We start from the raw sequence: 26,949 nt of genomic DNA on the forward strand, positions 1-26,949 counted from the left end.
ATGTCGGTTTATGCCAAGCGTGAAAGTAACACCGGGAAATGGGTTTGGGGCGGCGTGATTGGCGTTGCAGTCGCCTTGGTGCTCGGCGGGATTGGCTATTACAAAATGAACCACGAAACCCTGGACAAGGAGACCCTTTGCCCCAGTAACGGCCCTAAAGGCCAATATGTCGTGTTAATTGATAACACCTCGCCGTTCCCTTTCACCCAGAAGGCTGCTTTGTCCCAGCGGCTCAAGACGATGGTGGTGAACGAGGTGCCTGAAGGGCACCTGCTTTCTGTGTTTTTGCTCGGGGAAAAATTTGAGCAAAACGAAAAGCCTATCTTCGAACGCTGCAACCCTGGTCAGTGGGGCGATCGCAGTCAACTCACGGCGACCAAGAAGTTTGTTGATAGGGATTTCAATGAAAAGTTCGCCAAGCCGCTCGATGCCGTTGTGCGCCATATCCCACTCGACGAACACAGCAAGCTGTCACCCATTTTTCAGATGCTTCAACTAGTAGGCATCAACGGGTTCGATCATGCCAACGTAAAAGGTGACCGCAAGCTTGTCATCTACTCGGACATGTTGGCCAACATGCCTGATTTCTCAATGTACAAAAATAAACGACACAATTATGCAGAGTTTGCCAAGTCTCCTTATGGTCGCAACGCCCAAGCGCCAGGCTTAAACGGAGCCACCGTGACCATCAATTTGCTGGCAAACGAGCAGAAAACGCCACAAACCAACGAGCTTGGCAATTTCTGGGCTCAATATTTCGAGGCCAACGGGGCTTCGGTTGAGGGAATTACTGCAATGGAGGGGCTGTAATTGGACTTCAACAAGCACGTGCGCCGGGTGCAAACCTACTTCATTGCGGCGGTAATACTCAAGGCTACTTTGGCCGTAACCAGCCTCCTACTCAACGAGCCTTTCTGGCTCGGCTTTGTGCTTCCATTGCTCGTGATGTGTTGTTATTGGTTTGTAGGTTACCGCGTACGGGAGAAGTGGAACGTCCAGCTCACCCTCGCGAAATTTGCGGACTCGGTGTACTACCTCGGGTTCTTATTCACTGTCGGCAGCATCATCATCTGTCTGCTCGACATTAACTCCATTGGTGAGAATCTCAATGGAATGGCCGTTCGGTTTGGCGCCGCGATGGTGAGCACAGCCATAGGCATGCTAGCCAGGGTGCTACATACAGGCTTCAAAGTTGATACAAACGACGCGGTCAGGAGCGTTGAGGAGCGTGCTGTTCAGTCGGCTGAAAACCTGACCATGGCTTTTGACGCTGCCAGCCAGCAGCTGGAGGTGTTCAGGGATCAAGTTATGGCTGCTTCCAAGGAAGCAGTGCAGAGCGTCCATGAGCAAATCACCACGATCTCTCAGCACAGCACCAATGCTATGGATGCGTTTTTCGCCAGCGCTACCCGTCAAAGCAATGAAGCTTTCGAACGCATCCTTAAACAAGCCAATGACGCCAGTACGGATTTACTGACCACCATCAACGGGCTTTCTGAGAAAAGCTCTCAGACACTCGATCGCATGGAATCGCATGCACTCGACTTCGGTAAAAAAGCACAGGAGCGGCTCGATCAGACTCTGTTCCCGGATAACCTGTTCGCTCAAAAACTTAACCCCGCTATTGATACGCTATCCGGAACCACCGACACCCTGAACGAAGGGGTCTCTACATTGGCATTGGACGTCAAGGCTGCCGCTCGGATGGTGGGCACTGCGATCCGTAGTTTGAACACCAAAACTGAAACGATCGGGCAGGCAGTCGCCGCGGTTAGTTCTATCGTGGAAAGCCAAGAACGCTTGGCGCAATCGATGAAGTCACAGGGCAGTGACGTCATGGGTCGAGTGGAACAAATTCAAAAAAGCTATCTGGATGCGTTGGAAGATCAACGAGAGGATTTCATGGAGGACATGAAAGCTAACCAGCAGGTATTCGCGAAAATTGTCGAAAAGCTTGAAGAATTACGCACTGTTGTGAGTGACGAAACCACAGTGGAGCGTTTAACTCAGGAAGTAACGGGCGCACTAAATGCCGTCAGCGATTCCGGTGTTAAGAGTAACGAGGTCTTCGCGGACAATTTACGCTTGACGTTGATGCCGTTGGTGGAGGCGGTCGTGGCCAGCAGTGATGTGCATAAGGCGCTGGCTGCCAGCGTTGAATCGAGCAACCGCGGCATCGAGGCGGCGAATGCCAGATTGCTGGATGAGCTGATGGGCAAGATTGATCTCATCAGCAATCCTGAAACACGTTTGTTAGCGGCCAGCGAAGAAGCTTTCGGACCATCACTCGAGTCAATTGCCAACGCGACGCAGGCCCTCGACCATGTGCCTGCGTCGGATGTGAGAACTGCCTGATGAGTTCTAAAAATGATCAGGTGTTTCAGCTGTCACTTACCGAAATCTGGATCATTTTGTGTTTCATTCTTCTTTTGCTGATGGGGTACAAAGTTTGGCAGCTCACGCATAAGAATACGGAGATGGCGAACAAAATTTCCGCCTATCAAAATATCGATGAGCGTGAACAAGCTATCAAGCTTGCGAGTGATGAGCTCAAGGCGCGAATGGTTTCTCTTAAGGTGAAAAATCCAGACGAGATCATTTCGAAGCTCATCGATGCCTCCAAGGCAAAAGAAGAGGCCGGCCGCCTCAAGGTGCTACTCACTCAGAAAGATGAACAGCTTACTGCGCTAGCCTCTATCGATAAGGCTTTGCAGGAGGCTGGTAGCAAAAACAAGGGTGAAGATGCCAAGCGCCTTATCCTTGAAACAATGATGTCCTATGACCAGCTCAAAAAACTCGTGGTCGATCCTGACCAGGAAAAGGACGCACAACCCACGGACGTCATCAAACGCATAGGTGCTCTCAAGGCAACGGAGCAATTGTTGAAGACCGCGTTAGGGCAAGAAGGCGTTCCGACTTTGGAGCAGATTTCAGACATTGTGAAGAACGCTGAAGCTTATGTCCAAGCCGAGAAACAAGGTGCAAATCCGACGACGTTGCAGAAAACCAACAGTGACCTGAAAGGGCAGGTTCAGTTTCTACAAAACAAGCTGAACAAGGGCAAGGGAGGCGATCTGCCGCCTTGCTGGGCGAACGAAGCCGGCAAAGCAGAAATGTTCCTCACGGTGTACTTGAAGGAGGACTCACTGAGCTTTGAACCGGCCTGGCCGCCAACACGACAGGCAGATGCTGAAGCGCTCCCGAATTTCTCCGCTCTGATGGCAAACACCACTCGCACGTATGAGGACTTTCTTCAGGCGGCACGCTCCATCTCTGATTTAGCCAATCAACGAGAGTGTAAATTCTATGTGCGACTGGCGAGTCAAATTCAAGGGGCAGTGATGTCCGATCGGCGCCGCCTGATGATAGAAAATTTGTTCTACAAGGTTGAAGTTCGACGTTAGGTCTTGTCGTCGACATGCGGTTTCTGAGCCGTGTTAACAGGCTCAGAATTACGCAAGGCTAGGCTGGTAATGATCACTCATCACCAGCCCAGTGGCGGGACGTCAGCGTGTTCGCGCGTAGTCGCGTCGGCGCAATGCAGTGCGGTTTCTTCCACTTATTTTTCCAGAGAATGACTCTGTGCAAAAAGAATTGCGGTCGAGATATCGAGCGATATGGAAGCAAACGACTTCATCAGCAAGGATTGCGGCAGTGCCCAATCCCACTTTTCGCGCAGCATGTTTTCCACCTCCGAAAGTATCGAATCTAGATCAGCAGCATCCAGGCTTCCGACTTCCTTCAGTGCCATTTGGGTTCGACCGATGTCGGCGTCAACCTCAATGGTAAGGCCTGCGTTATCACAAGAAAGGCCGACATGATTGAGTAACAAGCGCAGTGCATCGTTGGCATGATCACCTAGCCAGCTCATCAGATAACACTTACCGCCCGACTCAACTATGTAGCGCTTACCAAGTCCCAGCGAAACAAATGTCTTTCGAGCCTCGTCGAGAAGCTCTTGAGCCCCTTGATCAATAAAGGGGCAGGGGATTGTGTCTGCCAAGACGGCTCGCATTTCTTGGCGTACGTTGTCATGCACCATCGCCCCCAGACCATCGAACTGAGGAGGAGCGCCACCGCGTGCTGCTGAAACGATGATGACTTTGGCCTGGAGATCAACATCACGAACCTGCCACCTCCGGCCTCCGAAAATAATGCGCTGATCCTTGGTCAGTGGACGGCTTACCGGCACAGATCCCAGTGCCCTACCATCGCATACAAGGCGAAATTCTTCGTCGCTGGTGAATGCGCTGTAGAACTCATAGTGGTTGATCAATCGCTCTCCAACCGTCCCAGGAAGAAGCAACCCTGAGCTGTCCTGAACAATGAGCTCGTGCTCGCCGAGCGCCTTGAGCAACTTCACAAAGTCTGGTTTCTCAACTTTTGGAAATGTTCCCTCAGCAATCAAACTTTTCCAGAGATCTGCAGCAGATGCACCGCCGCACTGGGCAATCACTGAAAGACATTGTTGAACGAGGGTGGACGCGTGAATGCCTTGAGCCCTGGGAGGTTCAAACCATCCCTTGGCCAGCAGTCGAACCATGGCAATGGTTTGAACCAAGCCTTGGCGCAGTTGATCCGAGAGGCTCGATCCATCTTTGAGTGGCGATTCCTTGCAGTAAACGCGCAGCGTTGCTTTTTCTCCTGGGCGCCTTCCCGATCGCCCTAGACGTTGTCGCAGACTCGCCACCGATGGTGGGGCACCAATCTGCACGACTGTTTTGATGCTGCCGATGTCTATGCCGAGCTCAAGCGTCGTGGTGCAAATCGCGGATGCTGCATGAGTCCCTGCCTTGAGAGCATGTTCTGCTTGCTCACGTAAGTCCTTCGAAAGGCTACCGTGATGAGGCCAGAATTCGTTAGGCACGCCGTCTTTCTCGCAGCGCCGTCGCAGTTGATCTGCGTACCATTCAACCTGAGACCGGCTGTTTGGGAAAATCAGGTTGTTACTGCCGCGTAACACCTTGTAAAGATGATCAGCGATCGCGAAGTCTGGGCTTGCCTCGTTCTCTGTCTCGTCTTCATTTTCCGCCTGGTCAGAGAGCTTTACGGGCTTCTTCTTGAGCTCGCTCATGGGTGGCTGAATGTAACCACGAACTTGCACCTGGAGAGTCTGGTTGGAGCTTTTTGATTCAATGACGGTAACGCCATCGGCATTTCCCGGGCGCAAAAACTCCGACGCCATCTTCATATCGCCGAGGGTGGCTGAGAGCCCGACTCTAGGGAGACGGTGGCCGGCAACAAGTTCTACCCGATGCATTAGCGACTGAAGTTGCTTGCCTCGTTCGCTACCGATGAACGCATGCAGCTCATCCACGACGATATAACGCAGGTGCTGGAACACCCCGCCAAGACTTGAACCGCGGTTGACGAACAGGGCTTCAAGGGATTCAGGAGTGATCAGAAGCACCCCCTCAGGGGACTTCAAAAAGCGATGTTTTTTACTTGAGGAGATGTCCCCGTGCCAAGCCACTACGGGAATCTCAAGCTGCTCACAAAGACGGCTTAACCTGTCCCACTGGTCGTTGATCAGGGCCTTGAGCGGGCTGATATACAGCACCGAACCGGGTGGATCATCACGATTCAGCAAATTGGTGAGTATGGGAAGAAAAGCAGCCTCGGTTTTGCCTGCCGCTGTTGCTGCGGCGATGATGACATCCTGATCGGCATCCACCAGAACAGGTACCGCCCATTCCTGGGCGTCGCGCAAGGAAGTCCAGCCTTCCGCCCAAACCCATCTCTGGATTCGGGACTCAAGTTGATCGAAACCCGATGACTCAGAGTGTGAAGGTGGCAAGTTCATCGTCCGCATCGACTTTGGTATCGTCTTCGCCGCCTGAGTCCCTGGCGACCTCGACGGCTCCAAGCAGCATTCGCCAATCGGCGCCCGGGTTTTGCTCCAAGATGGCGAGCAGGTTGATGAACGCTGTGATCGTGGTACGTGGCGTGCGGAAGTAAGCTTCTCCCAGGCGCTGATTACAATGCGCCATGAACAAGGGGAGCGCTTCGTCAGGTAGTAAGTATTTTTCGACATCCCCGCCAGCGTATACGTGACGAAGTTTCTGAAGCAGCACGTAGAAGTCTTCCGGGGTCAGGCTGGTCAGGCGAATGACCGGCCCCGACAGATCCACCAATCCTGATTTTGCAAACGAGTTCTCGGCCAATCGAGATTGCAGGGCAGGGTAGCTGAATAGCCCCCGACGAGTGTCCATCAAAAACTCAGGAGTGCCACCTAAAACGAAACCAAGCCCTTCGGACGATCCCTGCAGAGAGTCGTTGAGAATACGGAGGATCTGTTCGTAATTGGCATTACGAGCTTGGGTATTGGCCAGTTTGTAGAGGTTGACCAGTTCGTCGAGGCAGATCATCAGACCGCCAAAACCTGCAAGTCTGACGAATCTCGACAGGAGCTTGAGCTGATCGTAGACGGAGGCATCATCAATGATGGTTCGTACACCCAAGGCTGCTCGGGCATCAGTCTTAGTGGTGAACTCTCCACGCAACCAACGGATGGCGTCGGCCTTGAGCTGCTCGTTGCCTTCTTCGAAACCTCGGCAATAGGCGGCAATCACCTCCGCAAAATCATACCCGTTGACCATCTCGGTCAGCTCGGCCAAGTGAGCACGAATAACAGTCTCGCTGTCCGTACCCGCCGCCTTGGCTTCGGTTTTGGCCTGAGAGATAAATTTCTCAACAATGCCTTGCATAGCCCCTCCGTCGGGCTTCGTACGCGTCGACATGTTTTTAGCCAACTCGGAGTAAAGCGAACGTGCTTGTCCACCCGTGGCATGTAATCTGCGATCTGGGTTCAAGTCGGCATGCATGGTGACAAGCTTGCGCTCCATGGCAATGGCTCGTACCAGGTTCAGAAAGAACGTCTTGCCCGCACCGTACTCGCCAATGACGACTCGAAATGCCGATCCACTTTCAACCAGGCGATTGACGTCCTTGATCAGTGCATCTAGTTCGCCTACCCGGCCAACCTGAATCAGGTGTTGGCCTACGCGAGGAACGACGCCTGCGCGTAGCGACTGGATGACCGCATCGCGATCCTTGGCTCTGATAGTGCTCATAGGGCTAACTCTTCCAGAATGTCTGTATTGATCTCGACAGGGTCATCACCCTCAGTGACGGGCATGTCGAAACGTTCAAAAGCCATGTCGTTAATTTGTTCCAGGGCACCATCGAGCATCAGTTCCATGTCGCTGGCGGCAGCTTCAAGTTCGGAGCGGCTCCACTCAGTGCGTGAGATCAGCAACCGAAGGAATGCAGAGTGTTCTAAATCGAGACCATCAATGTCTGCACTCGATTCTTGTACCGATTCTGCCACATCGACCAACTGTTCCGATTCGTCAACCTGGTCATCAGTGAAGACTTTGGCAAGGAGGGCGGAGACCTCTGCGGTTTCTCGTTGCAGTTCTGCAATGCGCTCGTGATCAAGCACGAACCCTTGATTCGCAGTGGCGGTGACCGGGGTACCAGGCTCGGAACGAGGAATGCCGGCTTTTGGTTTTACGGAGGCAATACTTGCTCCAGATGCAGCACCGTGGAGATCGCTGTACAGCAACTGACTGTCTAGCTGCAGGGCCTTGTAAACGCGCTCAAGAAGTTTCACTTCCAATGGGCTGACGATGCCATCAGCTTGCGCCAGATGGGCCAGGAAGCTGGCAATCGTGCGTTTGGCTTCGACCGTTAGTGGGTCGAGTTTTTTCTTCAGGCTGGCCAGCGTTGGCGGTTGCTGAATCTGGATTCGCAGGTGTGCTTTAAGGCGTTTGCGATGGGCGACACTCAGGTGATTCCAGGAATCGATGTGTTGAGCAAGCAGCGTAACTTCCTCAGTGGAGGTATCACCATCGGCAGAAGCCACAGCACTAGCAAGGTCGAGCGTCACCGAAGCAGCATTGTAGGCTGCAGAAGCTCGCAGTGACCCGTCTTCTGGTTGAGTCACGAACAGCGCGATTTGATCTTCTGCTTTCGGTGTCTTACTGCCAGCCAGTACGTCGGGTTCAATACCGATGTGAAGCGATTCCAGCGCGCGGGCAAGTGCAAGTACTTTGTCGCGGGACAGGGCGCCGGCGCTCTTGAACCGGCCTGCGAGTTCGCCAAAGCTCATGACAATCAGGTCGTCGCCAATTCTGAATTGAAGCTCGTCCAATTCTGTACGGGCTGCCGTCGGCCAGAGAGCGACGGGAAGTTGCAAAAGACCTTCGAGAGCTTCTGCGCTATCAGGGTTGCGGCCCAAATATCGGCTGTAGGGTTCAAGCTCGGTAGTGCATACCTCAACCAGCAACTGCAGGCTTTTTCGTGTACCTGACGTGGCCAGGACATCAGGAAGGTCACCCAAGCTAAGCGTGGGGGCCATTAAGACCGCGGAGGCCGGCCGATAGCTGGTTTTAAGTTTGGTCTTGTTCTGCGCCAGGACAAGACCCTTAGGATGGGCGCTTGTGTACTTAAGCTTGAACAGTCTCGAAAAGACATCCTTGCAGCGAGTCACGGGCGTGCGTTTGCTGATGTTGGGGTCAGCTAGCGCCCAGGCTAATGCCCAATCGGCATCAAGGGGGCGCTTGTTGGAAGCGAATTGCCCCAGACCTACGCGCAGTGGCAGTGGCATCTCGTAGCTATACGCGACAACGTTGGGAGGTGAGCCAAGGTAAAGGTCTGGATCGATCTTGGTGTTGCTCAGGTAATCCAGAAAACCTTCCGCATATCCCCTGAACGACCTATTTTCCCCGTAGATACTCAATAGGCGCTGGACTTCTTCTAAGATCAAAGGAAGCTCAGCCTTGACGCCCGGGTCACTCACTGCGTCAACGAGTGCTCGACGCTCTAGACCATAGAAATACAAAAAGACGTAGCCGGTGTCTGCCAGTGGGTAACGACGACCGCCCTCCAGCCATTGAAGGTATCCACGGCGAGCCTCTGATGTGATGGAGTGAAAACTGGGCCAATAGGACATCAGCCGTTCTTCTAGATCGACGTGTGTCTTTGCGATACGGAGCTTGGGGTTTATCAGTGAGGGTTCTTCGGCATCGTGCCGGCCACCTAGCACGCTGCCCATATAGAACATGCCACCGGGAATTGAAAAACCGGAAACGGTGACAGATTCACCTGCTGGCACCCAGCGAACATCAGGTTTTTGCGTGCTCGCATTTGGAATTTTGAAGGACTTTGAAGATGCTGAGCCGAGTTGGACAGTGTAAAAATCAGAGGTTTCCTCTGTGCCCATATTGCTCCCTGAAACCTCACGGATAGAGAAAGTGATGCCTGACCGTTGATGCTCTCGCAGATGTTCCGTCTCCGAAACGGCTACTGACAATTGCTCGGCCTGTCGCCTTGAGCGACGAACCAGCAGCCAAAAAACCGCGGCAATGCAAGCAATAACACCAATGGCGATCCAAGCATTTTTCGGGATCGATGCGACTGCGCCGAAGGCCAGAGCGAAAATGATCAGGATGCCGTTACTTGTAGAATTTTTTGCCTTCTTCCTTGCCATGAGTCGTTTCAACCTTGAAATATGGGTGCTGGCGCAATGGCAGTATCCGATAATTGCCCTACGAGAACCATGGGCTGAGGAACGCTATTGATCGGAAAACTTTGCTCGCGCACGAATAGCTACAATCATCAGAAGTAGCTTTTCAGCATGACGCGCGCAGATCATCCCCCTCCATTGCTGATAGCTGCGATTAATTGTGGGCAGCTATCAGCCGATTCTGTTGAAAAAGTCGGATTTTCAGATCGCCTGAACTCAGGCACGACCACCATTGGAGAACCTACTCACCACATTGAGTGGTTTTTCGGCCCTTCGGTGACCTTTGCTGCTCTGTTAGTGGGTTAGTTTGAGGCTTTTTGCTTGGCGCAGGCACACCTATCCCGTGACCGGTGGCCCTTGAGAGGTAAATTTGGCCAGTCGTCGCAGGTTCTGCACCGCAGCGGCCAGCGTGAATTCATCAGTCGCGCCACTCATGCCACGTAGTCGCAGGCGATCCAATTTCAGGATGCGCTTGAGGTGGGCAAACAACATTTCGACCTTTTTACGTTCGTGGCGAGAGCGCACGTACGCAGGTGTTTCTGCGATTCGCCGAGCCACATCACGCGCGGCTTCATGCACGCTGCGAGCGATCTTGCGGAACGCAGTATTCGGGTAGCACTTGGCTTTCATCGGACAGGCAACGCAGTCGGTCTGCCGGGATCGGAAGATGATGGTGTTGGCTTTGGTGACGTGCGAACGCTCGTTCTTGAAGGCTCGCCATTCACTACGTAATGCATTGCCAGCCGGGCAGCAGTATTCCTCGGACTCTTCATTTCAGTGGAAATCGTTACTCGAAAAGCTGTCGTTCTTGCGCTCGGTTTTGTCCCACACCGGGACATGCGGCTCGATGTTTTTTTCCTCCACCATCCAGGCCCGCATCGGCGCAGTACCGTAAGCGGTGTCGCCAATGAGGCGTTCCGGCTTAATGTCGAACTGCGCTTCGACCCGATCGATCATCGTCTTGGTGCTCTCGACTTCTGCGGTTCGATGAGCCGGTGTGGGTTCCACATCCATGATCACACCGTGCTCGGTATCGATCAGATAATTCGTGGAGTAAGCGTAGAACGCTGGGCCGCCTGGAGCTGCGGTCCAGCGGGCTTGAGGATCAGTCAGCGATAGGCGCTTCGGTAGCGTTTCGGCCAGAGCCTCTTCATCGAGTGCCTCAAGATACTCACGCACGGCGCGGGTGCTCAGGGCTGGATCGCTCCAGTTGACCTGTTCATCACCCGGTACACCGCGCTGCCGGCTGGCATCCGCTTTGATGATGCTGGCGTCCACGGCAAAGCCTTCACCTTTGACCAAGCCTGCGTCCATGCAGCGACGCAGCGCTTCATTGAACAGCCAGCGAAACAGATCGCTGTCCCGAAAACGGCCGTGTCTATTTTTGGAAAAGGTCGAGTGGTTGGGCACTTCATCTTCAAGGCTTAACCGGCAGAACCAGCGATACGCCAGGTTCAAATGGGCCTCTTCGCACAACCGCCGCTCTGAGCGAATGCGGTAGCAATAGCCCACGATCAGCATGCGGATCATCAGTTCAGGATCAATCGACGGACGCCCGATCGGGCTATAGAAATCGGCGAGGTAATGGCGCAGGTCGCTCAGATCGAGACACCGATCAATGCTGCGCAGAAGGTGATTGGCTGGAATGTGATCTTCAAGGTTGAACGAGTAAAACAGCCGATCCTGCCCACTCGATAACTGTCCCATCATGCTGCGTGCTTCCCTGCTGGCCAATGCAGATATTTTGCCGCAGGCCAGATAGGGGAGCTACTTTTTCAACAGAATCGGCCGATTTCTGCCGGTCATGATGGGCAGAAATCGAGCCAAATAGCGCGCTCGGCGATGTCATACGAAACTATGAGTACTCAGTACTGAAGATGCCGACTTATGAAGTCGGTAGCAATCCAGTCGCGGTATAGGCTGGGAAAGAAATCATCGACTCCGCCGGTGAGTGCTCGTAGGTGGAGGACAACACAGCACTGAGTCGATCGCCCAGCAGATTCCAGGCACGTTTCTTCTCTTCGGCATAGTCGTGATGCAGGTAGTGGCGTCTCACCCGAGAACCGGCCAGCACATGGTTTTGGCAGCGATCGATGACGTCCAGGCTGACCCCCAAAGCCTGCATCATGGTTGCGCCCGTACGGCGCAGGTCGTGCGGCGTCCAGTCGCCGTTCTGGCCGTCGGCCAGGACCAGGGTATTGTCATGACGCCGTCTAGAGAGGGCCTTGCGGTTTTTGAAGCGAGCCTGGCGGTCACCGACCTGCTTGCTCACCACTTTCACGTCCACATGCCCTTCATCCTGCTTGTTGGGAAAACACCACTGTGAATCTCCCGTCAGGGTTTTGAGTTCCTGAAAGAAATGCAGGGCAAAGGGGGAGAGGAAGACATGGTGGTCCTGCTTCTTGCCCCGGGTGCCCTTGACGTTTTCACTGGGGAGGAACCAGGTCTGCTGGTCCAGATCGACATTTCTCCATTCGGCCTGTAGCAACTCGCCAATCCGGCACAAGGTGCCCAGGCTGATCCAGAGCGCGAGCTGCGTTTCCTTCTTTAGCGGCCGAATACCGTCGTATTTTTGGCCCGCGGGGAGGGCGTCGTAATCGGCGGTCATTTGCTGGAAGCGGTTGTGCAATTCCAACAGCTCAGTCGGGGAAAGGATGCGGCTTCTTTCAGCTTCGTAGTCGACAGGGATCAATGGGGAGATGTCGACCAGTTCAGTCGGATCACCCTCAACCAGTAACGCCCGCCAAGGTTGGCGCTTTCTAGCCCAGCTGAACATCTGGGTGAGGTCGGCGAAGAAGCTGATGGCCTGCCGGTGAGCGCCGCGGTTGACCACGGCCCGGATCAGCGCCCGAACATCGTGTTCGGAAACATTGTTCACCGCTGTCTTGCCAAGTGCTGGCAAAAGGTCCTTGTTAAAGCGTCGTTTCAACTCGGCATTGCTGTCTTTACGCGCCACGCCATCCAACAGCCAGGCCTTGGCCAGATCCTGGACGGTCAGCGTTTGCACCTTCGTCGTTTTTACTTGTTCGGCCTCTACGTTAGCCGCGGCGTAGGCCTGTGCCTTGGCGGTTTTCTTGTGCTCGTTGGGATTGATCTGCTCATCAATGAGCGTCCGGGCTTGGTTGCGTGTCTTGCGGATGTCCGTCAGGGATTTGCGCGGCCAGGACCCGCAGGAGTATTCTTTGTTCTGGTCGCCCCACCGATAGCGATAGAAAAAGCTGACCGATACGCAGTCCTTACGGACTGAGATTCGACCGGCGAGATTACCATACTCGCGGAGGATGCGACCGGCATCATTGGCGGTCAGTGCTTCGAGTTCTTTAATGGTAATTTTAGCCATAAAACGGACTCCCCCTACTTTTACCCCCACAAAAACGTCGGCTCTTGATGGACGTTACTGGACTCTCGTAGAGCAGAACACCGCTGGAGCTCAAGTAAATACTAGCTTAGAAAAATCCAGAGTGAAATTTCGGAGTCTTTCAAAAAGTATGAAAAAGGAGATGGGGTGCTAGGGGTCGAGTGTTCGAATCACTCCGTCCCGACCATTATTCCTGAGTAAAATCAGACACTTGAGCCGATCAGCTAGATCGGCTTTTTTGTGCCTGCGCAAAAACTTGCACAAAAACTACCCGGTGATCTCAATGATATTCAGGTCCAGTATTGCCTCGGACCAGATGATTCTTCGTTGGTCTCCCTGGGAGCTTTCAGTCATTCCGCCATTGCGTTCATTAGGCTCGGCCTAAGCAGGCTCTCAGTGATCCCTGATGTTCGATAATCTGGGCTTTCGTCTCTTCCCTCCGATCATCCGCTAAGCGAAAGTAATCATTACGAGCCAGGGTCGCCTCAAGTTTCGCGATGGTCTGTTGTATGGCGATGCACGGGTCGTTCCTAGAGAGCTGCCTCTGGAGTCGATCAGACGTTATGGTGTAATGCTCGATCGTTGCGTATGCAGTGCCGAGTTGTTTATCGACCTCTACCAGTTTATTTTCCGCTGCCGTGAGTTTCGATTTCACTAAGTTGAGTTCTTTCGACAGTTCATCTCTGGTGTCCGAAAGCTTACGGTTTTGCTCTCGATACTCATCAATTCTTAAGCTTTGCTGCTTAACAGTAGCTTTGACGTTACCGAATTCCATGAGTTGGTAGCCCGCACCACCGAGCAGTGTGAGGGCAGGCACCAATACCGCGATTACTGTGCCCGCTTTAGCCCACCCGCTTCTCGGATGTACTTGTTCATTATGTTCTTTCGGCATTTTCACGCTCAGCTTTGTGAATGAGATGAGATCCGACTGCCTTATCTTAGCGGACGTCCGAGAATCGAACGCCATGGTTCGGCCGAAACCTTTATATGAGTTCCTTCAGGATTCAGCAATGACAATGGGCTCGGACCTTATCTGGGGAGTGTCGCCAGGCCGGGTATCTGTCTTTCAGCCGCCAATGGTGACTGTGTAACCTTCTGCCTGAAAGGCAAGATAGAATCCCTCGCATCAAAAACAAAGGAGGGTCGCGGATGTTCAGTCACATCACTGTTGGAACAAATGATCTTGATCAGGCTGCCGCTTTTTACGACGCTGTACTGATCCCGCTGGGGCTGTGTCGCCGCACCGTAACTCCTGATGGTGGACCGACGTCGGCATGCTGGGTCAAGCCAGATAGCGCTCTTCCTCGCTTTTATGTGTACAGCCCTTATGATCGCAACGAAGCCAGGGCAGGGAATGGCAGCATGGTCGCTTTCTCGGCTCCCTCTCCAGATGCGGTAGACGTTGCCTATACCGCCGGGCTTCATGCGGGCGGATCGGATGAGGGAATGCCCGGCTTACGTCCGCAGTATGGTGAAGGTTACTACGGCGCATACTTGCGTGATCCAGATGGCAATAAGGTACATGTTGTTCATCGTGGAGATTTGTAAGTTCGGCACATTCTGGCTTGTACGGGGTGTTTGCGGCAGTGCCGTTCTGGCTGCCGCCTTACCTGGGGCTTCATGATCGCGTCTTCTTGAAACGGCTGACCGGGCGCGCCAAACCAAGGTTTTCGCGCAGTGTGGTGCCGGTGTATTCGCGCCGAAACAAACCGCGCCGCTGTAACTCGGGAACCACCCAGCGGGCAAAATCCTCCAGCCCGCCCGGCAAGTGCGGCACCAGAATATTGAAGCCATCCGCCGCACCTTCTTCGAACCAGCGCTGCAGTTCATCGGCGATCTGAATCGGCGTGCCGATCACGCTGTAATGACCGCGGCCACCGGCAATGCGTCGGCCCAGTTGCGCTAGTGTCAGCTGTTCACGCTGGGCCAGTTCACTCAGCAGTTGCTGGCGGCTGCGTTGACCGCTGTCGGTCAAGGGTAGCTGCGGCAGCGGCCCATCCAGGGGGTAGCCGGACAGGTCGAAATTACCCAGCATGCGCCCCAGCAACGCCACCCCCACCTTGGGTTCGACCAGCGCCTGGAACGCTTCGAATTTGGCCTGGGCCAAGGCTTCGGTTTGCCCCACCACCACAAACACGCCCGGCATGATTTTCAGCGAATCGGCCTCGCGCCCGTATTGGCCCAGGCGAGCTTTGAGGTCGCTGTAGAAGGCCTGCGCGTCGGCCAGTGAGGTCTGCGCGGTAAACACCACTTCGGCGGTCTGCGCGGCCAGTTCACGGCCGGTTTCCGAGGAGCCAGCCTGCACGATCACTGGCTGGCCCTGGGGCGAGCGCGCCACGTTCAGGGGGCCTTTGACCTGGAAGTGTTCGCCCACATGGTCCAGCACATGGCGTTTACTTGGTTCGTAATAGCGCCCGCTGGCCTTGTCGCGCACGAAGGCGTCGTCGTCCCAGCTGTCCCACAGCCCCGTCACCACCTGATGAAATTCCCGTGCGCGGCTGTAGCGTTCGGCATGCCCCAGGTGCTCGTCGCGACCGAAATTCAGCGCCTCGGCGGCGTTATCCGAGGTCACCAGGTTCCAGCCTGCGCGACCGCCGGAGAGGTGATCCAGCGAGGCGAATTTACGCGCCACGTGGTACGGCTCGTTATAGCTGGTGGTAGCGGTGGCGATCAGGCCGATATGTTCGGTCACGGCACTGAGGGCCGAGAGCAGGGTGAGCGGCTCGAAATGATCCGAACGCGCCATCTGGCTCGCGACCTCACCGGTGGCGGCGGCGATGCTGTCGGCCACGAACAGTGCGTCGAACTTCGCCGCTTCCGCCACCCGTGCCAAATGCTTGTAGTGGGCGAAGTCCAGGCCAGCATTCGCCGGTACGTCGGGGTGGCGCCAGGCGGCCACGTGGTGCCCGGTAGCCATCAGGAAGGCGCCGAGTTTGAGTTGACGGCTCATGCTAGAAATCCTTGCGCAGTTGCACGCCGAAGTAACGCTCATCGTCACGAGGCACGGCGCGGTAGATGTAGTTGCCGCCGCTGGCTAGCAGCGGTGAGTAGGATTTGTCGGCGAGGTTCTTCGCCAACAGCGCCACGCGCCAGCCATTGGTGTAGTCGGCCAGGGCCACGCTGGCGTTCCAGATGCCGTAGGCGCCTTGTTTGGTGTTCAGGTTCTGGCTGATGTCGTATTGCACTTCGCTCTGCCAGCTGTAGTCAGTGCCCAGTTCGATATCCAGGCCGTTATTCAGAGGGATGCTGTAGTCGGCGCGCACGTAGCTTTTCCAGTCCGGGCTGAAGGGCAGTGGCTTGCCATTGACGTTGCAGGTCGCCGCCGCGCCTGGCGGGCACGCGAACTGATCGATGCGCGCTCGGGTATAGGCCAGGGCGCCGGAGAGCTTGAGTTGCTGGGTGGCTTGCAACGCGTAATCGAGCTCGACGCCTTCGGTGCTGACGCTGCCAGCGTTGATCAGGCGTGTCACGACTTGGCCGGCGACGGTGTCGAAAAAGTTGGCCTGGTAGTTGTCGTAGTCACTGTGGAACACCGCCAGGTTGGTGGTCAGGCGGTTGTTCCAGGCAGTGGCCTTGATTCCGGCTTCCCAGGTATTGGAGGTCTCCGGCTTGAGCGCGTCGGTGTCGCGCGGCTGCATGTTGAAGAACACGTTATAGGCCGGGCCTTTGTAGCCGCGCGAGTAAGTGAGGTAGCTGGTCACGGTGTCGCTGATGTCGTACTGCACGCCCAGCCGCCCGGACCAACCGTCCTCGTCTACCGAACCAGAACTCGATGTCGCCGGTTGAATGCCGCTGACGGTAGTGGCAGAGGTGGACACGCGGCGATGGTCGTACTTCAAGTCGTCATGGGTGTAACGCAACCCGGCGATGCCGCGAAAGCGCGAGGTGAAGTTGAGCGTGGTCTCGCCGAACACCGCGTAGCTGTCGCTGGTGGTGCTGTAGTCGGCAATGCCTCTATCGACCCGCGTCGTGGTGGTGAGGGTGCGCTGATAGGTCTCCTCATCCTTGCCATGCATGTAGAACAGGCCGCCGACGTACTCCAGGAACTCGTCTTTGGGCGAGGCCAGGCGCAGCTCCTGGGAGTATTGGTCGAACGCCAGGTCGCCCTTGTCAGCGGTGCCGGGGAATGCGGCGGTGACCGTGCCGAGACGGTCGCCATCCTGATATTGAATGTTGTCCCAGCCGCGCCAGGCGGTGATCGAGGTGAGGGTGTAGTCGCCCAGGTTCCAGTCCAACTGTGCCGACAGGCCCTTGTTGGTGTCTTGCACATGGCTGCGGGTATCGGTGTTGATATCGCGGTTGTCGCTTGAGGCGCGCACCGGCCTCAAGGCATTGCTGAACGCCGGGTTCAGGGACTTGCTGACCACACCATTGGGCGCGTCATCGTGGGACTGCATGTAATCGGCGATCAGGGTCAGCTTCACGTCGTCGTTGGGCGTGAACTCCAGCTTGCCGCGAACGCCCTTGTGGTTGTAGCCATTGACCTCCTGACCGTTATGGCGGTTGTCGACGTTGCCGTCGTAGCTGCCGAACAAGGTGCTGATCGAGCCTTTGAGTACCTCCGGTACCAGGCTGCCGCCGATGCCGAAGCGCGTGCGGCTTTCATTGCCGCTGTAGAACGACTGATCGATAAACCCGTGGGTCTGGGCCGTCGGCGCCTTGCTGGTGATATTCAGCACGCCGGCCGAGGCGTTCTTGCCGAACAGCGTGCCTTGCGGGCCGCGCAGTACTTCGATGCGCTCAAGGTCCAGCAGGTCGAGGGTGGCCTGGCCGGGGCGTGCATAGACCACGCCGTCGATCACCGTAGCCACCGTTGGCTCAACGCCCGGCGAGGTAGAAATGGTGCCTACGCCGCGCACGAACAGTGACGTGTCCTTGTTCGAAGCGCCGGTGCGAAAGTTCAGCGACGGTACTTGCTGCGCGATGCTCGCCACCCCGTTGCGATTGTCACGCTCCAGTTGCTCGCCCTCAAGCACCGAGACGGCCACCGGGACTTTTTGCAGCGATTCTTCGCGGCGGGTAGCGGTGACTGTCACGGATTGGAGCGTGGGTTCCTGCTCATCAGCTGCAACAGCGCCGCAGACGGGCAAGGCGCTGAGGCCGGCCAGAAGCAACAAATGGGTGTGCCGTGGAAAGTTATGCATGCTGTGCCCGCTCGAAAAAATACCCTGGTCCGCTGCGGTTCTGCGACCGTCAGCGCCTGTGAACATGTCTTGGGCATTCGCTCGAGCGAGTAGCAGACAGCGCGCTTTGTTAGCGCTAACATCAACATTATTGAAGCGGGCCATTTAGAGCGTCAAATACTAAAAAATTAGTTTTATATTCCTTTTTGAGGTTTTGCCGTGGACGAACACAAACCGCGCAAGCGCCGGGGCGCCGGCCGCGTCACCCTGAACACCGTGGCGCGCCAGGCCGGGGTGTCGGCTATTACGGTGTCGCGTTACTTCAACCAACCTGAACAGGTTTCACCCGAGCGCCGTGGACGTATCGCCGAGGTGGTCGCGCAGTTGGGGTATGTGCCGAACCTGGTGGCCGGTGGCTTGGCCTCTGCGCGAGGCAAAATCGTCGCGATGGTGATTCCGAATATCTCGGGGCCGATTTTTGCCAATACGCTGCAGGGCTTCAGCGACACCCTCAGTCGTCACGGTTACCAGCTGTTGTTGGCCTCCAGCTATTTCAGCATCGAACAGGAAGAAAGCGCGGTGCGTGCCTTTCTCGGCTGGTCGCCGGCAGCGCTGGTGCTGACCAGCCGCTTTCACAGCCCTGGCACCGAGAAGATGATCGCCGAGGCAGATATACCGATCGTCGAAACCTGGGACTACGTGCCAGAACGCGCGCCGTTGCAAGTGGGTTTTTCTCATTATGAAGTGGGCGTCACCGCCGCTCGCTACTTGCATGGCAAAGGCTATCGGCGCATCGCCTTCGTACAAAACAGTGCAGTGGGCGACTTCAGCGCATTGGAGCGGCGCGATGGGTTTACCGCGACCCTCTCCGAGTTGGGTGTGCAGCCGTGGGTCTTTGTGCCGGACGCCGACCGTGCGCCCTTCGAAGCTGGCAAGCAGGCCATGGACGCGCTGATGGGGCAGACGATCACGCCCGACGCGATTTTCTTCGCCAACGATAACCTCGCCGCCGGTGGTTTGCTGGCCGGTCAACGCGCCGGGCTGAGCATTCCCCAGGACTGCGCCGTATTGGGATTTGGCGACTACCCGTTTGCCCATATGTTGCTGCCCAGCCTCAGCACCCTCCAGCCACCCGCGTTGGAGATTGGTGTACTCGCTGCCACACGCGTCCTGCAAAGTCTGGGCGTATTAGCCACCGATGAGGAAGTTGAGCGCTTGAATCTTTTGCACTGTCAGTTAATTGAAAGAGAGAGCACCTGAATGACCCGTCGTTATGGCTAATTGCAACTAGTGGCTATTGGCTGCTAACGCTCTAAATCAGTGCATTTGGCAATGTTTTGTATTTAATTACCCCCTTATCCGGAACTAGGGCTATAACTTCCAGTCGATACACCCGGCTAACGCCTGCCTGGGCTATGGCGAACTAATGGCATTGTTCGGTAGTTCTAAATAGCCATACTTTTCGCAACGTTAGATATTCCTCAATGATGTCGTCAGCGCCCATCGATGCTTGCAAGATGCAGATCCCGCATACCGACCAGGTGTGCGCGTGGCTGATGCAGCACGCCGGGCTCAAAATCGCTGATCTGGAACGCGCCCAGCGTTTATCCACTGAGCCTGGCGACCTGCTCGGTTTACTCACGCGCCTGGGCCTGGTGTCCGAGGTCGAACTGGCTCGCGCCTGGGCCGATTTGCTGGATGCGCCACTACTGGTGGCCGACGCGGCGCCGCCGTTGCTTGACCCGCTTCCCGTGCTCACCGAGCGCTTTATGCGCCATTACCAGCTAGTGCCGATGGGTTGGCATCAGGGCGGGTTGCGCGTAATGGCTGCCAACCCGGCGCAGTGGTATCCGTTCCAGGCCCTGGCGTATGCCTGTGAGGTGCCGGTCTGGCTGGCCGTCGGTTCGCATAATGAAGTCGAGACGCTGATCGAGCGCTATTACGGCCAGGGCCGTTCCGCCATGGGCAGCCTGATCGAAAACCTCGATGAGCAGGGCGGCGTGCTGGAGGACATCGAACACCTCAAGGACATGGCCTCCGAAGCGCCAGTGATTCGCCTGGTCAATCTGATCCTGCAGCGCGCCGTGGAACAGCGCGCCTCGGATATCCATATCGAACCCTTCGAAAACCAACTCAAGGTGCGCTACCGCATCGACGGCGTGCTGCACGACGCCGAAGCACCGCCTGCCAGTTCGTCGGCGGCGGTGATCTCGCGGGTGAAGATCATGGCGCGCCTGGACATCGCCGAACGACGCCTGCCCCAGGACGGGCGCATCATGCTGCGCATCCAGGGCAAAGCGTTGGACCTGCGGGTGTCCACGGTGCCCACCAGCTTTGGCGAGTCGGTGGTGATGCGCCTGTTGGATCGGCAAACCGTGCAATTCGATTTCCCCAGCCTGGGCTTCGACGGCCCGCGTCTGGCGGCCTTCCAGGATCTATTGGCGCGGCCCCACGGCATCCTGTTGGTCACCGGGCCCACAGGTTCGGGCAAAACCACCACGCTCTATACCGCGCTGTCGCAACTCAACACGGCTGAACGCAAGATCATCACCGTGGAAGACCCGGTGGAATACCAGCTTGAAGGGATCAACCAGATCCAGGTCAAGCCCGCCATCGGCCTGGACTTTGCCGGAGCGCTGCGCGCCATCGTGCGCCAGGACCCGGACGTGATCATGATCGGCGAAATCCGCGATCTGGAAACCTGTCGTATCGCCGTACAGTCCTCCCTCACGGGTCACTTGGTGCTCTCAACCCTGCACACCAACAGCGCCGCTGCGAGTATCACGCGCTTGCTGGACATGGGCGTGGAGAGCTACCTGATTGCCTCCACGGTCAGCGGTATTCTCGCCCAGCGCCTGGTGCGGCGCCTGGACCCTGCCACGCGCGTGGCCTTCCAGGCCCCGCCGGAATTGATCAAGGAGCACGGCCTGGATCGCCTGACCGAGCAGCGTCCGATCCTGCTTTACCGCGGTGACTATCACGGCCGCAGCGCCCTCACTGAGTTGTTGGTAATGAACGACGAGTTGCGTGGCCTGCTGATGGGCCACGCCGACGCCGCCAGCCTCGAGCACGCCGCCCGCCGCGCCGGTTTGCGCACCTTATATGAAGACGGTTTGCGCCAGGCCCTGGCCGGTGTCACCTCCCTGGAAGAAGTGCTGCGCGTCACCCGCGGAGATGACGCGTGAGCCTGTTCAAGTTCCGCGCCCTGGACAGCCAGGGCGTGGCCCAGAGCGGCACGTTGCAGGCCATTGACCAAGCGGCCGCTGTCGCCGTCTTGCATCAGCGCGGGTGGTTGTTGCTGCACATCGAAACGGCCAGCGGCCCCTTGTTGCGTCAGGCACGTGGGCAGTTGAAGGGCGTAGCGCTGGTGAGTTTCACCCAGCAATTGGCCACGCTACTGGGCGCCGGCCAGCCCCTCGAACGCGCTTTAAACCTGTTGCTCAAGCAAGCCCGCCATCCTCAGGTGCGGGCCTTGATCGAGCGTATCCGCGACCAGGTCAAGGCCGGCAAACCGCTGTCGGCGGCGCTGGAGGAGGAGGGCGGCACGTTTTCCCCGCTGTACCTGAGCATGGTGCGCGCCGGTGAGGCCGGCGGGGCGCTGGAGGGCACCTTGCGCCAGCTCAGCGACTACCTGGAGCGCAGCCAGTTACTGCGCGGCGAGGTGATCAATGCGCTGATCTACCCGGCGTTCCTGGTGGTGGGTGTACTGGGTTCCCTGGCGCTGTTGCTCGCCTATGTGGTGCCGCAATTCGTGCCGATTTTTCAGGACCTTGGCGTACCGATTCCACTGATCACCCAGGTGATCCTGGCGCTCGGCGAGTTCCTCGGCGCCTATGGCCTGGTGGTGCTGGCCGGGTTGTCGATCAGTGGGTGGATTCTGGCGGCGCGCCTGCGCGACCCCCGTCGCCGTGAGCGTTACGACCGTCACCTGCTGAGCATCCGCGTGATCGGCCCGCTATTGCAACGGGTGCAAGCCGCCCGCCTGACCCGCACCCTCGGCACGTTGCTCAGCAATGGCGTGGCGCTGCTGCCCGCGCTGGTGATCGCCCGGCAAGTCTGCAGCAACCGTGCGCTCCAGGCGCAAGTGGCGCTGGCAGCGCAACGGGTCAAGGGCGGCGGCACCCTGGCCGATGCGTTCGGTCGCCAGCCGCTGCTACCGGAGCTGGCGCTGCACATGATTGAAGTCGGTGAACAGGCCGGTGAACTGGACAGCATGCTGCTCAAGGTCGCCGACATCTTCGACGTCGAGGCCAAGCGCGCCATCGAACGCTTGCTCGCTGCACTGGTGCCGACCCTGACCGTGGTCATGGCGGTGCTGGTGGCGGTGATCATGCTGGCGATCATGCTGCCGCTGATGAGCCTCACCAGCCATATATGAACTTTCAAGGAGCAGAACCGATGAAAACCCGACACCGCCAAGGCGGCTTCACCCTTTTGGAAATGCTGGCGGTGATCGTGCTGCTGGGCATTGTCGCGACCATTGTGGTGCGCCAGGTCGGTGGCAATGTGGACAAGGGCAAGTACGGCGCGGGCAAGGCGCAATTGGCCAGTTTGAGCATGAAGATCGACAGCTACGCCCTGGACGTGGGGGCGCCGCCCAACAACCTGCAACAGCTGCTCGACAAGCCGGCCAGTGCTTCGAACTGGGCCGGCCCCTACGCCAAGCCTTCGGAGCTGAAAGACCCGTTCGGCCACGGGTTCGGCTATCGCTTTCCCGGTGAGCACGGTGCCTTCGACCTGATCTTCTACGGCCAGGACGGCCAACCCGGCGGTGAGGGCTACAGTGCCGACCTGGGCAACTGGGAATAACCCGCCCGTGGTCCAGCGAGGCTTTACCCTGCTGGAGATGCTGGTCGTCATTCTATTGATCGGCATTGCGGCGGGGGTGTTGGGGTTGGGTGTACGGCAAGGGCTGCAGGTGGCCAAGGAGCGCCGGGTGGTCGCGCAGATGGTCGAGGCGCTGCGCGCCACGCGGGCGAGCGCCATCGTCAGCGGCCAGGCGGCGCGCACTCAGTTCGACCTCCAGGGCCGCTCGTTCCAGGCCCCAGGGCGTGCGTCACAGCAGTGGCCAGCGCAGGTGCAAGTGACCTTGCACAGTGCCGAGCAGGCCGGGGCCGCCGTGGTGTTCTATCCCGACGGCAGTTCCACAGGCGGTAACCTGCTGCTGGCCAACGGCAGCCGTCGTTGGCGTATCGACATTGGCTGGCTTACCGGCAGTGTGCAGTCCAAGGCGCTGCCATGAAGCACCAGGCCGGTTTCACCCTGCTGGAAATGCTCGCCGCCCTGACGTTGATGGCGGTGTGCAGCAGCGTGTTGCTGGTTGCCTTCGGCCAGAGCGCGCGCGCCTTGTCCCAGGTGGCCCGCAGCGACCGCCTCAACCATGCCGCGCTCACGCTGCTGGACCAGGAAGCCGCCGGCCCGCTGACGGAGGGAACCCGCCAAGGCGAACTCGAGGGTATCTATTGGCAATTGACCAGTACCCGCCAACAGCCGCACCTGTTTCGTCTCGACCTTAACGTGCGTGAAGGCGCGCATCAGGCGCACTTCAGCACTTTGAAGGCGCGCCTGTGAAGCGCCGTGAGCAGGGTTTCACCCTGCTGGAAGTGCTCGTGGTGCTCAGCTTGCTGTCGGTGTTGTTGCTGCTGGTGAGCGCAGCGTTGCTGGGGGCCAATCGGGCGGTGGCCAAGGCCCAGGCCTACACCGTCAGCCTGGATGAAATGCGCGCCGCCCAACAGTTTTTGCGCACCTCGATCAGCGAGGCGCTGCCGCTAAAGCTCACTGACGATGACAGCCAGGCCGAAGGTTTTTTTATCGGCACGCCTGAGCGTCTGCAGTTTGTGGCGACCTTGCCCGGTGTATTGGGCGGGGGTATCCAGCGCTTTACCCTGCAACGGGTCGGGCAGGATCTGCAGGTGGCTTTTTCGCAGAGGGCCTCCCACGCCAACGCGCAGCGCGATGAGCCGCAGGTGCTTTTGCATGACGTCGAGGCGCTGCAGTTCAGCTATCGCGGTGTCTCGCCACTGGGCCAGCCCACCGACTGGTTGAGCCCGTGGCCCTGGCCCCGGCGCCTGCCCACTGCGGTGCGTATCGACGCCTCTGTCGACGGGCCGGTGCCATGGGTCGCCCAGGTGGTTGCGCTGCGCCTGAACCTGTCCAGCGCGAGCAGCGAAGAATGAAGCGCCAACGCGGTGCGGCCCTGTTGCTGGTGTTGTGGGTGCTGGCCTTGCTCAGCGTATTGCTGGGTGGCCTGGCCGGGTGGGTGCAACTGCAAAGTCGCCAGGCGCTATGGCTGCGCCAGCACACTCAGACACTGTTGGCCGCCCAGGCCGGTATCGCAGAGGTCATGGCGCAAGGGCAGTGGGTGGCGGACGGGCGTCCTATTGCGCTGACCTTCGACGACGCCCGCTTGCAGGTCAGTCTGCGCAGTGAGCGCGGCAAGTTGTACCTGGTCAACGCTGCCCCCCAGGACCTCACGCGCCTGGCCCTGGCCTGCGGCGCCACACCGGTTCAGGCCCAGCAGTTGGCCAAGGCCCTTGAGACTCGCCGCCATCAGGGCCTGGCGCCGTTTCGGGTGCTGGAGGAGGTACGTCAACTTCCCGGCATGACCCCGGCGCTCTACAGCCAACTACTGCCGCACATCACCTTGTGGAGCGACCTCGACCGGCCCGCTCCGGCATTCGCCAGCCCCCTGATGCGCAAGGCGTTGAACCTGCCACGCCAGGACGCCGAGGGCGTCGACCCCGGCCAGGTCGTGGAAATCGACAGCCGCGCCGAGCGCCCCGGCGGCTATCAGGCACGCCTGCGACTGACCCTTTTATTGAGCCCTGCGGAGGACAGCGCACAGCCCTATCGGGTGGTGCGGTGGCAAGAATGATTCAACTCGAACCGATTGCCCGCTACTGGCGCGGCAGCCTGCTGCAACAAGGCTGGCGCCTGTGGCTCACGGAGTTACGCGGCTGTGTGCCGAAGTGGCTGGCGTTCCAGGAACCGCCTGAGCAGGTTCATCACTGGCCGCTGACGGCTCCAGTGTTGCCAGGCAATGCGCGCCAGGTGCTGATGCTTGCTCCTGATGCCGTGTTGCAGCAAAGCGTGCAACTGCCTCTGGCTGCCGCGCGCAACCTCGTGGAGGTGGTTGGCTATGAACTGGACCGCTACACCCCGTTCAACGCCGGGCAGCTCTATTTCGTCGCCCGCCAGGAGCGGCGCACACCCAGCCACCTGGAGGTGAGGGTGGTGGCGATCCTGCGCGAGCGCCTTGACCAGGTCCTCACTGACTGCGCCGCCCTCGGCCTGTACCCACACCGCGTGGATGTGGCGGGCCTGGGTATCGACCTGCTGCCCGCGCCGTTACGCCCGCGTTCGCGGCCTGCCGGCAAGCAATTGCAGCGCAGCCTGCCGTGGTTGTGCGGCGCGTTGCTGATCGCGGCGATGCTGTTGTGGCTCAACGACCGCCAGCGGGTACTCGACAGCATGCACGCCACTGTCCAACAGCAAAAAGCCGAGGTCGCCCAGGTGCACGCCCTGCGCCAGCAACTGCTCAACACCCGTGGCGCGGCGCAGTACCTCAGCCAGCGTAAACGGGCGCAACCGCCCCTGGCCGCGCTGCTGAATGACTTGACCAGTTGCCTGCCCGCAGACACCTGGCTCGACCAATTGGACGTCAAGGACGGCGAGGTGAGTTTCTCCGGCCAGAGCGCCAAGGCCAGTGGCCTGATCAGCCGCATCAAAGGCTGCCAGCGCTTGGACAACGCGCAATTCGAAGGGGTGATCCAACCCGACGCACGCACCGGCAAGGACCAGTTTGCCTTGCGTGCCCACTTACGCCAGGAGGCCGCCGATGCGCCGACCCCTCACACGCCGTGAACGCCGCGGCGCCGCCTTGTTGACCCTGGCGTTGGTGCTCGGCGCGGCCTATTGGCTGTTGATCGACAGCTGGTTCGCCGGGCCGCTGCGGGCCATGGGTGAACAGGCCGAACAGTTGCGTGAACAGCAGCAGCGCTATGCCAGCGTCATACGCCAGGGCGATGCTTTGCGCGAACAGTTGGCGCAAGCACAGCAAGACCCGGCCAGCAGCGCCAGCCTGTTGCCAGGGGACGACCCGGACGTGGTCGCCGCCGACCTGATGCAGCGTCTCGCCGACCTGATCAACAGCCACGCCAACCTCGGCGGCGGCTGCAACCTGACCCAGCGCAAACCGATCACGCCTGAACAGAACGACAGCGAGCCCTATCGTCAGGTCAAGGTCAGCCTCACGCTCAATTGCGCCATCGAACCGCTGACCGCGATCCTGCATGGGCTGGAATATCAACCGCCTTTTCTGTTCGTCGATGAGCTGCATATTCGTCGCGACAAACAGGCGCCAGCCAGTGGCGGGGCGGGCAAGCTGGCGGTGCAACTGCTGGTGCGCGGCTACCTGCAACCGGCGCGGGTGGCACCATGATTGGCCCCTTGCGTCCTCTTGAATGGGGCTGGCTCGGCGTGGCCGGGCTCTTGGGGCTGTTGATGGCGATGATCCTCAGCAGCATCGGCGACGCCCCCCGGTGGTTACCCGATGCGCCGGTGCACGCGCCACCCTCGTTCCAGGTGCAGGCCGCTCCCACGCCAGCGTTGCAAGACCTTGCCGGTACCTGGCAAGCGCCGCTGTTCAGCCCGGATCGCCGTCCGGACCGGGAGGTGGGTAAAACCCAAGTGGCGAGCCTGGCCAACCTGACCCTCAGCGGCATCATGATCACCGGCAACCTGCAAATGGCCATGCTCAAGCAAGCCGGTGGCCCAACGCTCACGGTGCGCTTGGGCCAGGCGTTGCCCAACGGCTGGCGCCTGGAACACCTGACCCCGCAATACGCTCGTTTTGCCCTGGACGGGCGCACCCAGACCCTGAGCCTCTACGGTAAGCGGTTACCCCTGATCTCACATCCCCGCGAGTCTCTCCCTTGATT

The 26,949-nt window shown here is 58.2% G+C and carries 22 protein-coding genes and 1 pseudogene; 15 read left to right on the plus strand and 8 right to left on the minus strand.

The window, feature by feature from the left end; all coding sequences use genetic code 11:
• Genes OC445_RS14790 through OC445_RS14800 form a run of 3 tightly spaced genes read left to right on the plus strand, consistent with a single transcriptional unit; the run spans position 1 to position 3,404 of the window.
• The gene (locus OC445_RS14790) at positions 1-810 is read left to right on the plus strand and encodes a hypothetical protein (RefSeq protein ID WP_043049579.1); all 810 of its coding nucleotides are present in this window, start codon (positions 1-3) and stop codon (positions 808-810) included.
• Positions 811-2,355, plus strand: coding sequence for a hypothetical protein (locus OC445_RS14795; protein WP_068580289.1), 1,545 nt, complete (start codon positions 811-813; stop codon positions 2,353-2,355).
• Complete coding sequence (locus OC445_RS14800) at positions 2,355-3,404, plus strand: hypothetical protein (RefSeq protein ID WP_198790604.1); 1,050 nt, start codon at positions 2,355-2,357, stop codon at positions 3,402-3,404. The genes OC445_RS14795 and OC445_RS14800 overlap by 1 nt, the downstream gene beginning before the upstream one ends.
• Positions 3,405-3,559: 155 nt before the next feature.
• Here OC445_RS14800 and OC445_RS14805 read toward each other — a convergent pair whose 3' ends face one another.
• From OC445_RS14805 to OC445_RS14830, 6 genes and pseudogenes are all read right to left on the minus strand, one after another.
• Positions 3,560-5,803, minus strand: coding sequence for a DEAD/DEAH box helicase (locus OC445_RS14805; RefSeq protein WP_198790603.1), 2,244 nt, complete (start codon positions 5,801-5,803; stop codon positions 3,560-3,562).
• The gene (locus OC445_RS14810) at positions 5,778-7,073 is read right to left on the minus strand and encodes an ATP-binding protein (RefSeq protein ID WP_069557042.1); all 1,296 of its coding nucleotides are present in this window, start codon (positions 7,071-7,073) and stop codon (positions 5,778-5,780) included. The genes OC445_RS14805 and OC445_RS14810 overlap by 26 nt, the downstream gene beginning before the upstream one ends.
• Positions 7,070-9,493: a TerB N-terminal domain-containing protein gene (locus tag OC445_RS14815; RefSeq protein ID WP_262020199.1), complete on the minus strand. Its 2,424-nt coding sequence runs from the start codon at positions 9,491-9,493 to the stop codon at positions 7,070-7,072. The genes OC445_RS14810 and OC445_RS14815 overlap by 4 nt, the downstream gene beginning before the upstream one ends.
• Positions 9,494-9,865: 372 nt before the next feature.
• Positions 9,866-11,239 (minus strand): annotated as a pseudogene (locus OC445_RS14820) (transposase).
• Positions 11,240-11,414: 175 nt separating this feature from the next.
• Positions 11,415-12,869 (minus strand): tyrosine-type recombinase/integrase, encoded by a 1,455-nt coding sequence (locus tag OC445_RS14825; protein ID WP_198790601.1) that lies wholly within the window; start codon positions 12,867-12,869, stop codon positions 11,415-11,417.
• A 388-nt stretch (positions 12,870-13,257) separates the two neighbouring features.
• Entirely contained in the window at positions 13,258-13,779 is a 522-nt protein-coding gene (locus OC445_RS14830) for a hypothetical protein (RefSeq protein ID WP_125919826.1), read from the minus strand.
• Between the two features lie 257 nt (positions 13,780-14,036).
• Here OC445_RS14830 and OC445_RS14835 point away from each other — a divergent pair, with 257 nt between their 5' ends.
• Positions 14,037-14,435: a VOC family protein gene (locus tag OC445_RS14835; RefSeq protein ID WP_072446255.1), complete on the plus strand. Its 399-nt coding sequence runs from the start codon at positions 14,037-14,039 to the stop codon at positions 14,433-14,435.
• Between the two features lie 70 nt (positions 14,436-14,505).
• Here OC445_RS14835 and OC445_RS14840 read toward each other — a convergent pair whose 3' ends face one another.
• Together OC445_RS14840 and OC445_RS14845 are read right to left on the minus strand one after the other, a co-directional pair.
• Positions 14,506-15,837 carry an LLM class flavin-dependent oxidoreductase gene (locus OC445_RS14840; protein WP_198790600.1) on the minus strand — a complete coding sequence of 444 codons (1,332 nt, stop codon included), beginning with the start codon at positions 15,835-15,837 and terminating at the stop codon, positions 14,506-14,508.
• Between the two features lies 1 nt (position 15,838).
• Entirely contained in the window at positions 15,839-18,031 is a 2,193-nt protein-coding gene (locus tag OC445_RS14845; RefSeq protein ID WP_198790599.1) for a TonB-dependent receptor, read from the minus strand.
• Positions 18,032-18,229: 198 nt separating this feature from the next.
• Between OC445_RS14845 and OC445_RS14850 the strand changes: the two genes are divergently transcribed.
• From OC445_RS14850 to OC445_RS14900, 11 genes are all read left to right on the plus strand, one after another.
• On the plus strand, positions 18,230-19,270 hold the full coding sequence (locus tag OC445_RS14850) for a LacI family DNA-binding transcriptional regulator (protein ID WP_072446249.1): 1,041 nt from the start codon (positions 18,230-18,232) through the stop codon (positions 19,268-19,270).
• A 257-nt stretch (positions 19,271-19,527) separates the two neighbouring features.
• Positions 19,528-21,195 carry a GspE/PulE family protein gene (locus OC445_RS14855; protein ID WP_233453247.1) on the plus strand — a complete coding sequence of 556 codons (1,668 nt, stop codon included), beginning with the start codon at positions 19,528-19,530 and terminating at the stop codon, positions 21,193-21,195.
• Entirely contained in the window at positions 21,192-22,388 is a 1,197-nt protein-coding gene (gene gspF, locus OC445_RS14860) for a type II secretion system inner membrane protein GspF (protein WP_072446247.1), read from the plus strand. The genes OC445_RS14855 and gspF overlap by 4 nt, the downstream gene beginning before the upstream one ends.
• Before the next feature lie 20 nt (positions 22,389-22,408).
• Positions 22,409-22,819, plus strand: coding sequence for a type II secretion system major pseudopilin GspG (gene gspG / locus OC445_RS14865; RefSeq protein ID WP_019821138.1), 411 nt, complete (start codon positions 22,409-22,411; stop codon positions 22,817-22,819).
• A gap of 7 nt (positions 22,820-22,826) precedes the next feature.
• Entirely contained in the window at positions 22,827-23,252 is a 426-nt protein-coding gene (locus OC445_RS14870; RefSeq protein ID WP_262020200.1) for a GspH/FimT family pseudopilin, read from the plus strand.
• Positions 23,249-23,581 carry a type II secretion system protein gene (locus OC445_RS14875; protein ID WP_054898349.1) on the plus strand — a complete coding sequence of 111 codons (333 nt, stop codon included), beginning with the start codon at positions 23,249-23,251 and terminating at the stop codon, positions 23,579-23,581. The genes OC445_RS14870 and OC445_RS14875 overlap by 4 nt, the downstream gene beginning before the upstream one ends.
• Positions 23,578-24,186 carry a prepilin-type N-terminal cleavage/methylation domain-containing protein gene (locus OC445_RS14880; protein WP_054898350.1) on the plus strand — a complete coding sequence of 203 codons (609 nt, stop codon included), beginning with the start codon at positions 23,578-23,580 and terminating at the stop codon, positions 24,184-24,186. The genes OC445_RS14875 and OC445_RS14880 overlap by 4 nt, the downstream gene beginning before the upstream one ends.
• A complete protein-coding gene (locus OC445_RS14885) occupies positions 24,183-24,884 on the plus strand; it encodes a hypothetical protein (RefSeq protein ID WP_054898351.1) in 702 nt (233 codons plus the stop codon). Before OC445_RS14880 ends, OC445_RS14885 begins: the two co-directional genes overlap by 4 nt.
• Positions 24,881-25,873: a PilN domain-containing protein gene (locus OC445_RS14890; protein WP_054898352.1), complete on the plus strand. Its 993-nt coding sequence runs from the start codon at positions 24,881-24,883 to the stop codon at positions 25,871-25,873. The genes OC445_RS14885 and OC445_RS14890 overlap by 4 nt, the downstream gene beginning before the upstream one ends.
• Positions 25,848-26,450 (plus strand): type II secretion system protein GspM, encoded by a 603-nt coding sequence (gspM, locus tag OC445_RS14895; RefSeq protein WP_032902001.1) that lies wholly within the window; start codon positions 25,848-25,850, stop codon positions 26,448-26,450. The genes OC445_RS14890 and gspM overlap by 26 nt, the downstream gene beginning before the upstream one ends.
• Positions 26,447-26,947, plus strand: a complete 501-nt coding sequence (locus OC445_RS14900) for a hypothetical protein (RefSeq protein WP_054898353.1) — start codon at positions 26,447-26,449, stop codon at positions 26,945-26,947. Before gspM ends, OC445_RS14900 begins: the two co-directional genes overlap by 4 nt.
• The last annotated feature ends 2 nt before the right edge of the window (positions 26,948-26,949 follow it).

Source organism: Pseudomonas sp. Pse35, from assembly GCF_024519715.1.
GTDB lineage: Bacteria > Pseudomonadota > Gammaproteobacteria > Pseudomonadales > Pseudomonadaceae > Aquipseudomonas > Aquipseudomonas paracarnis.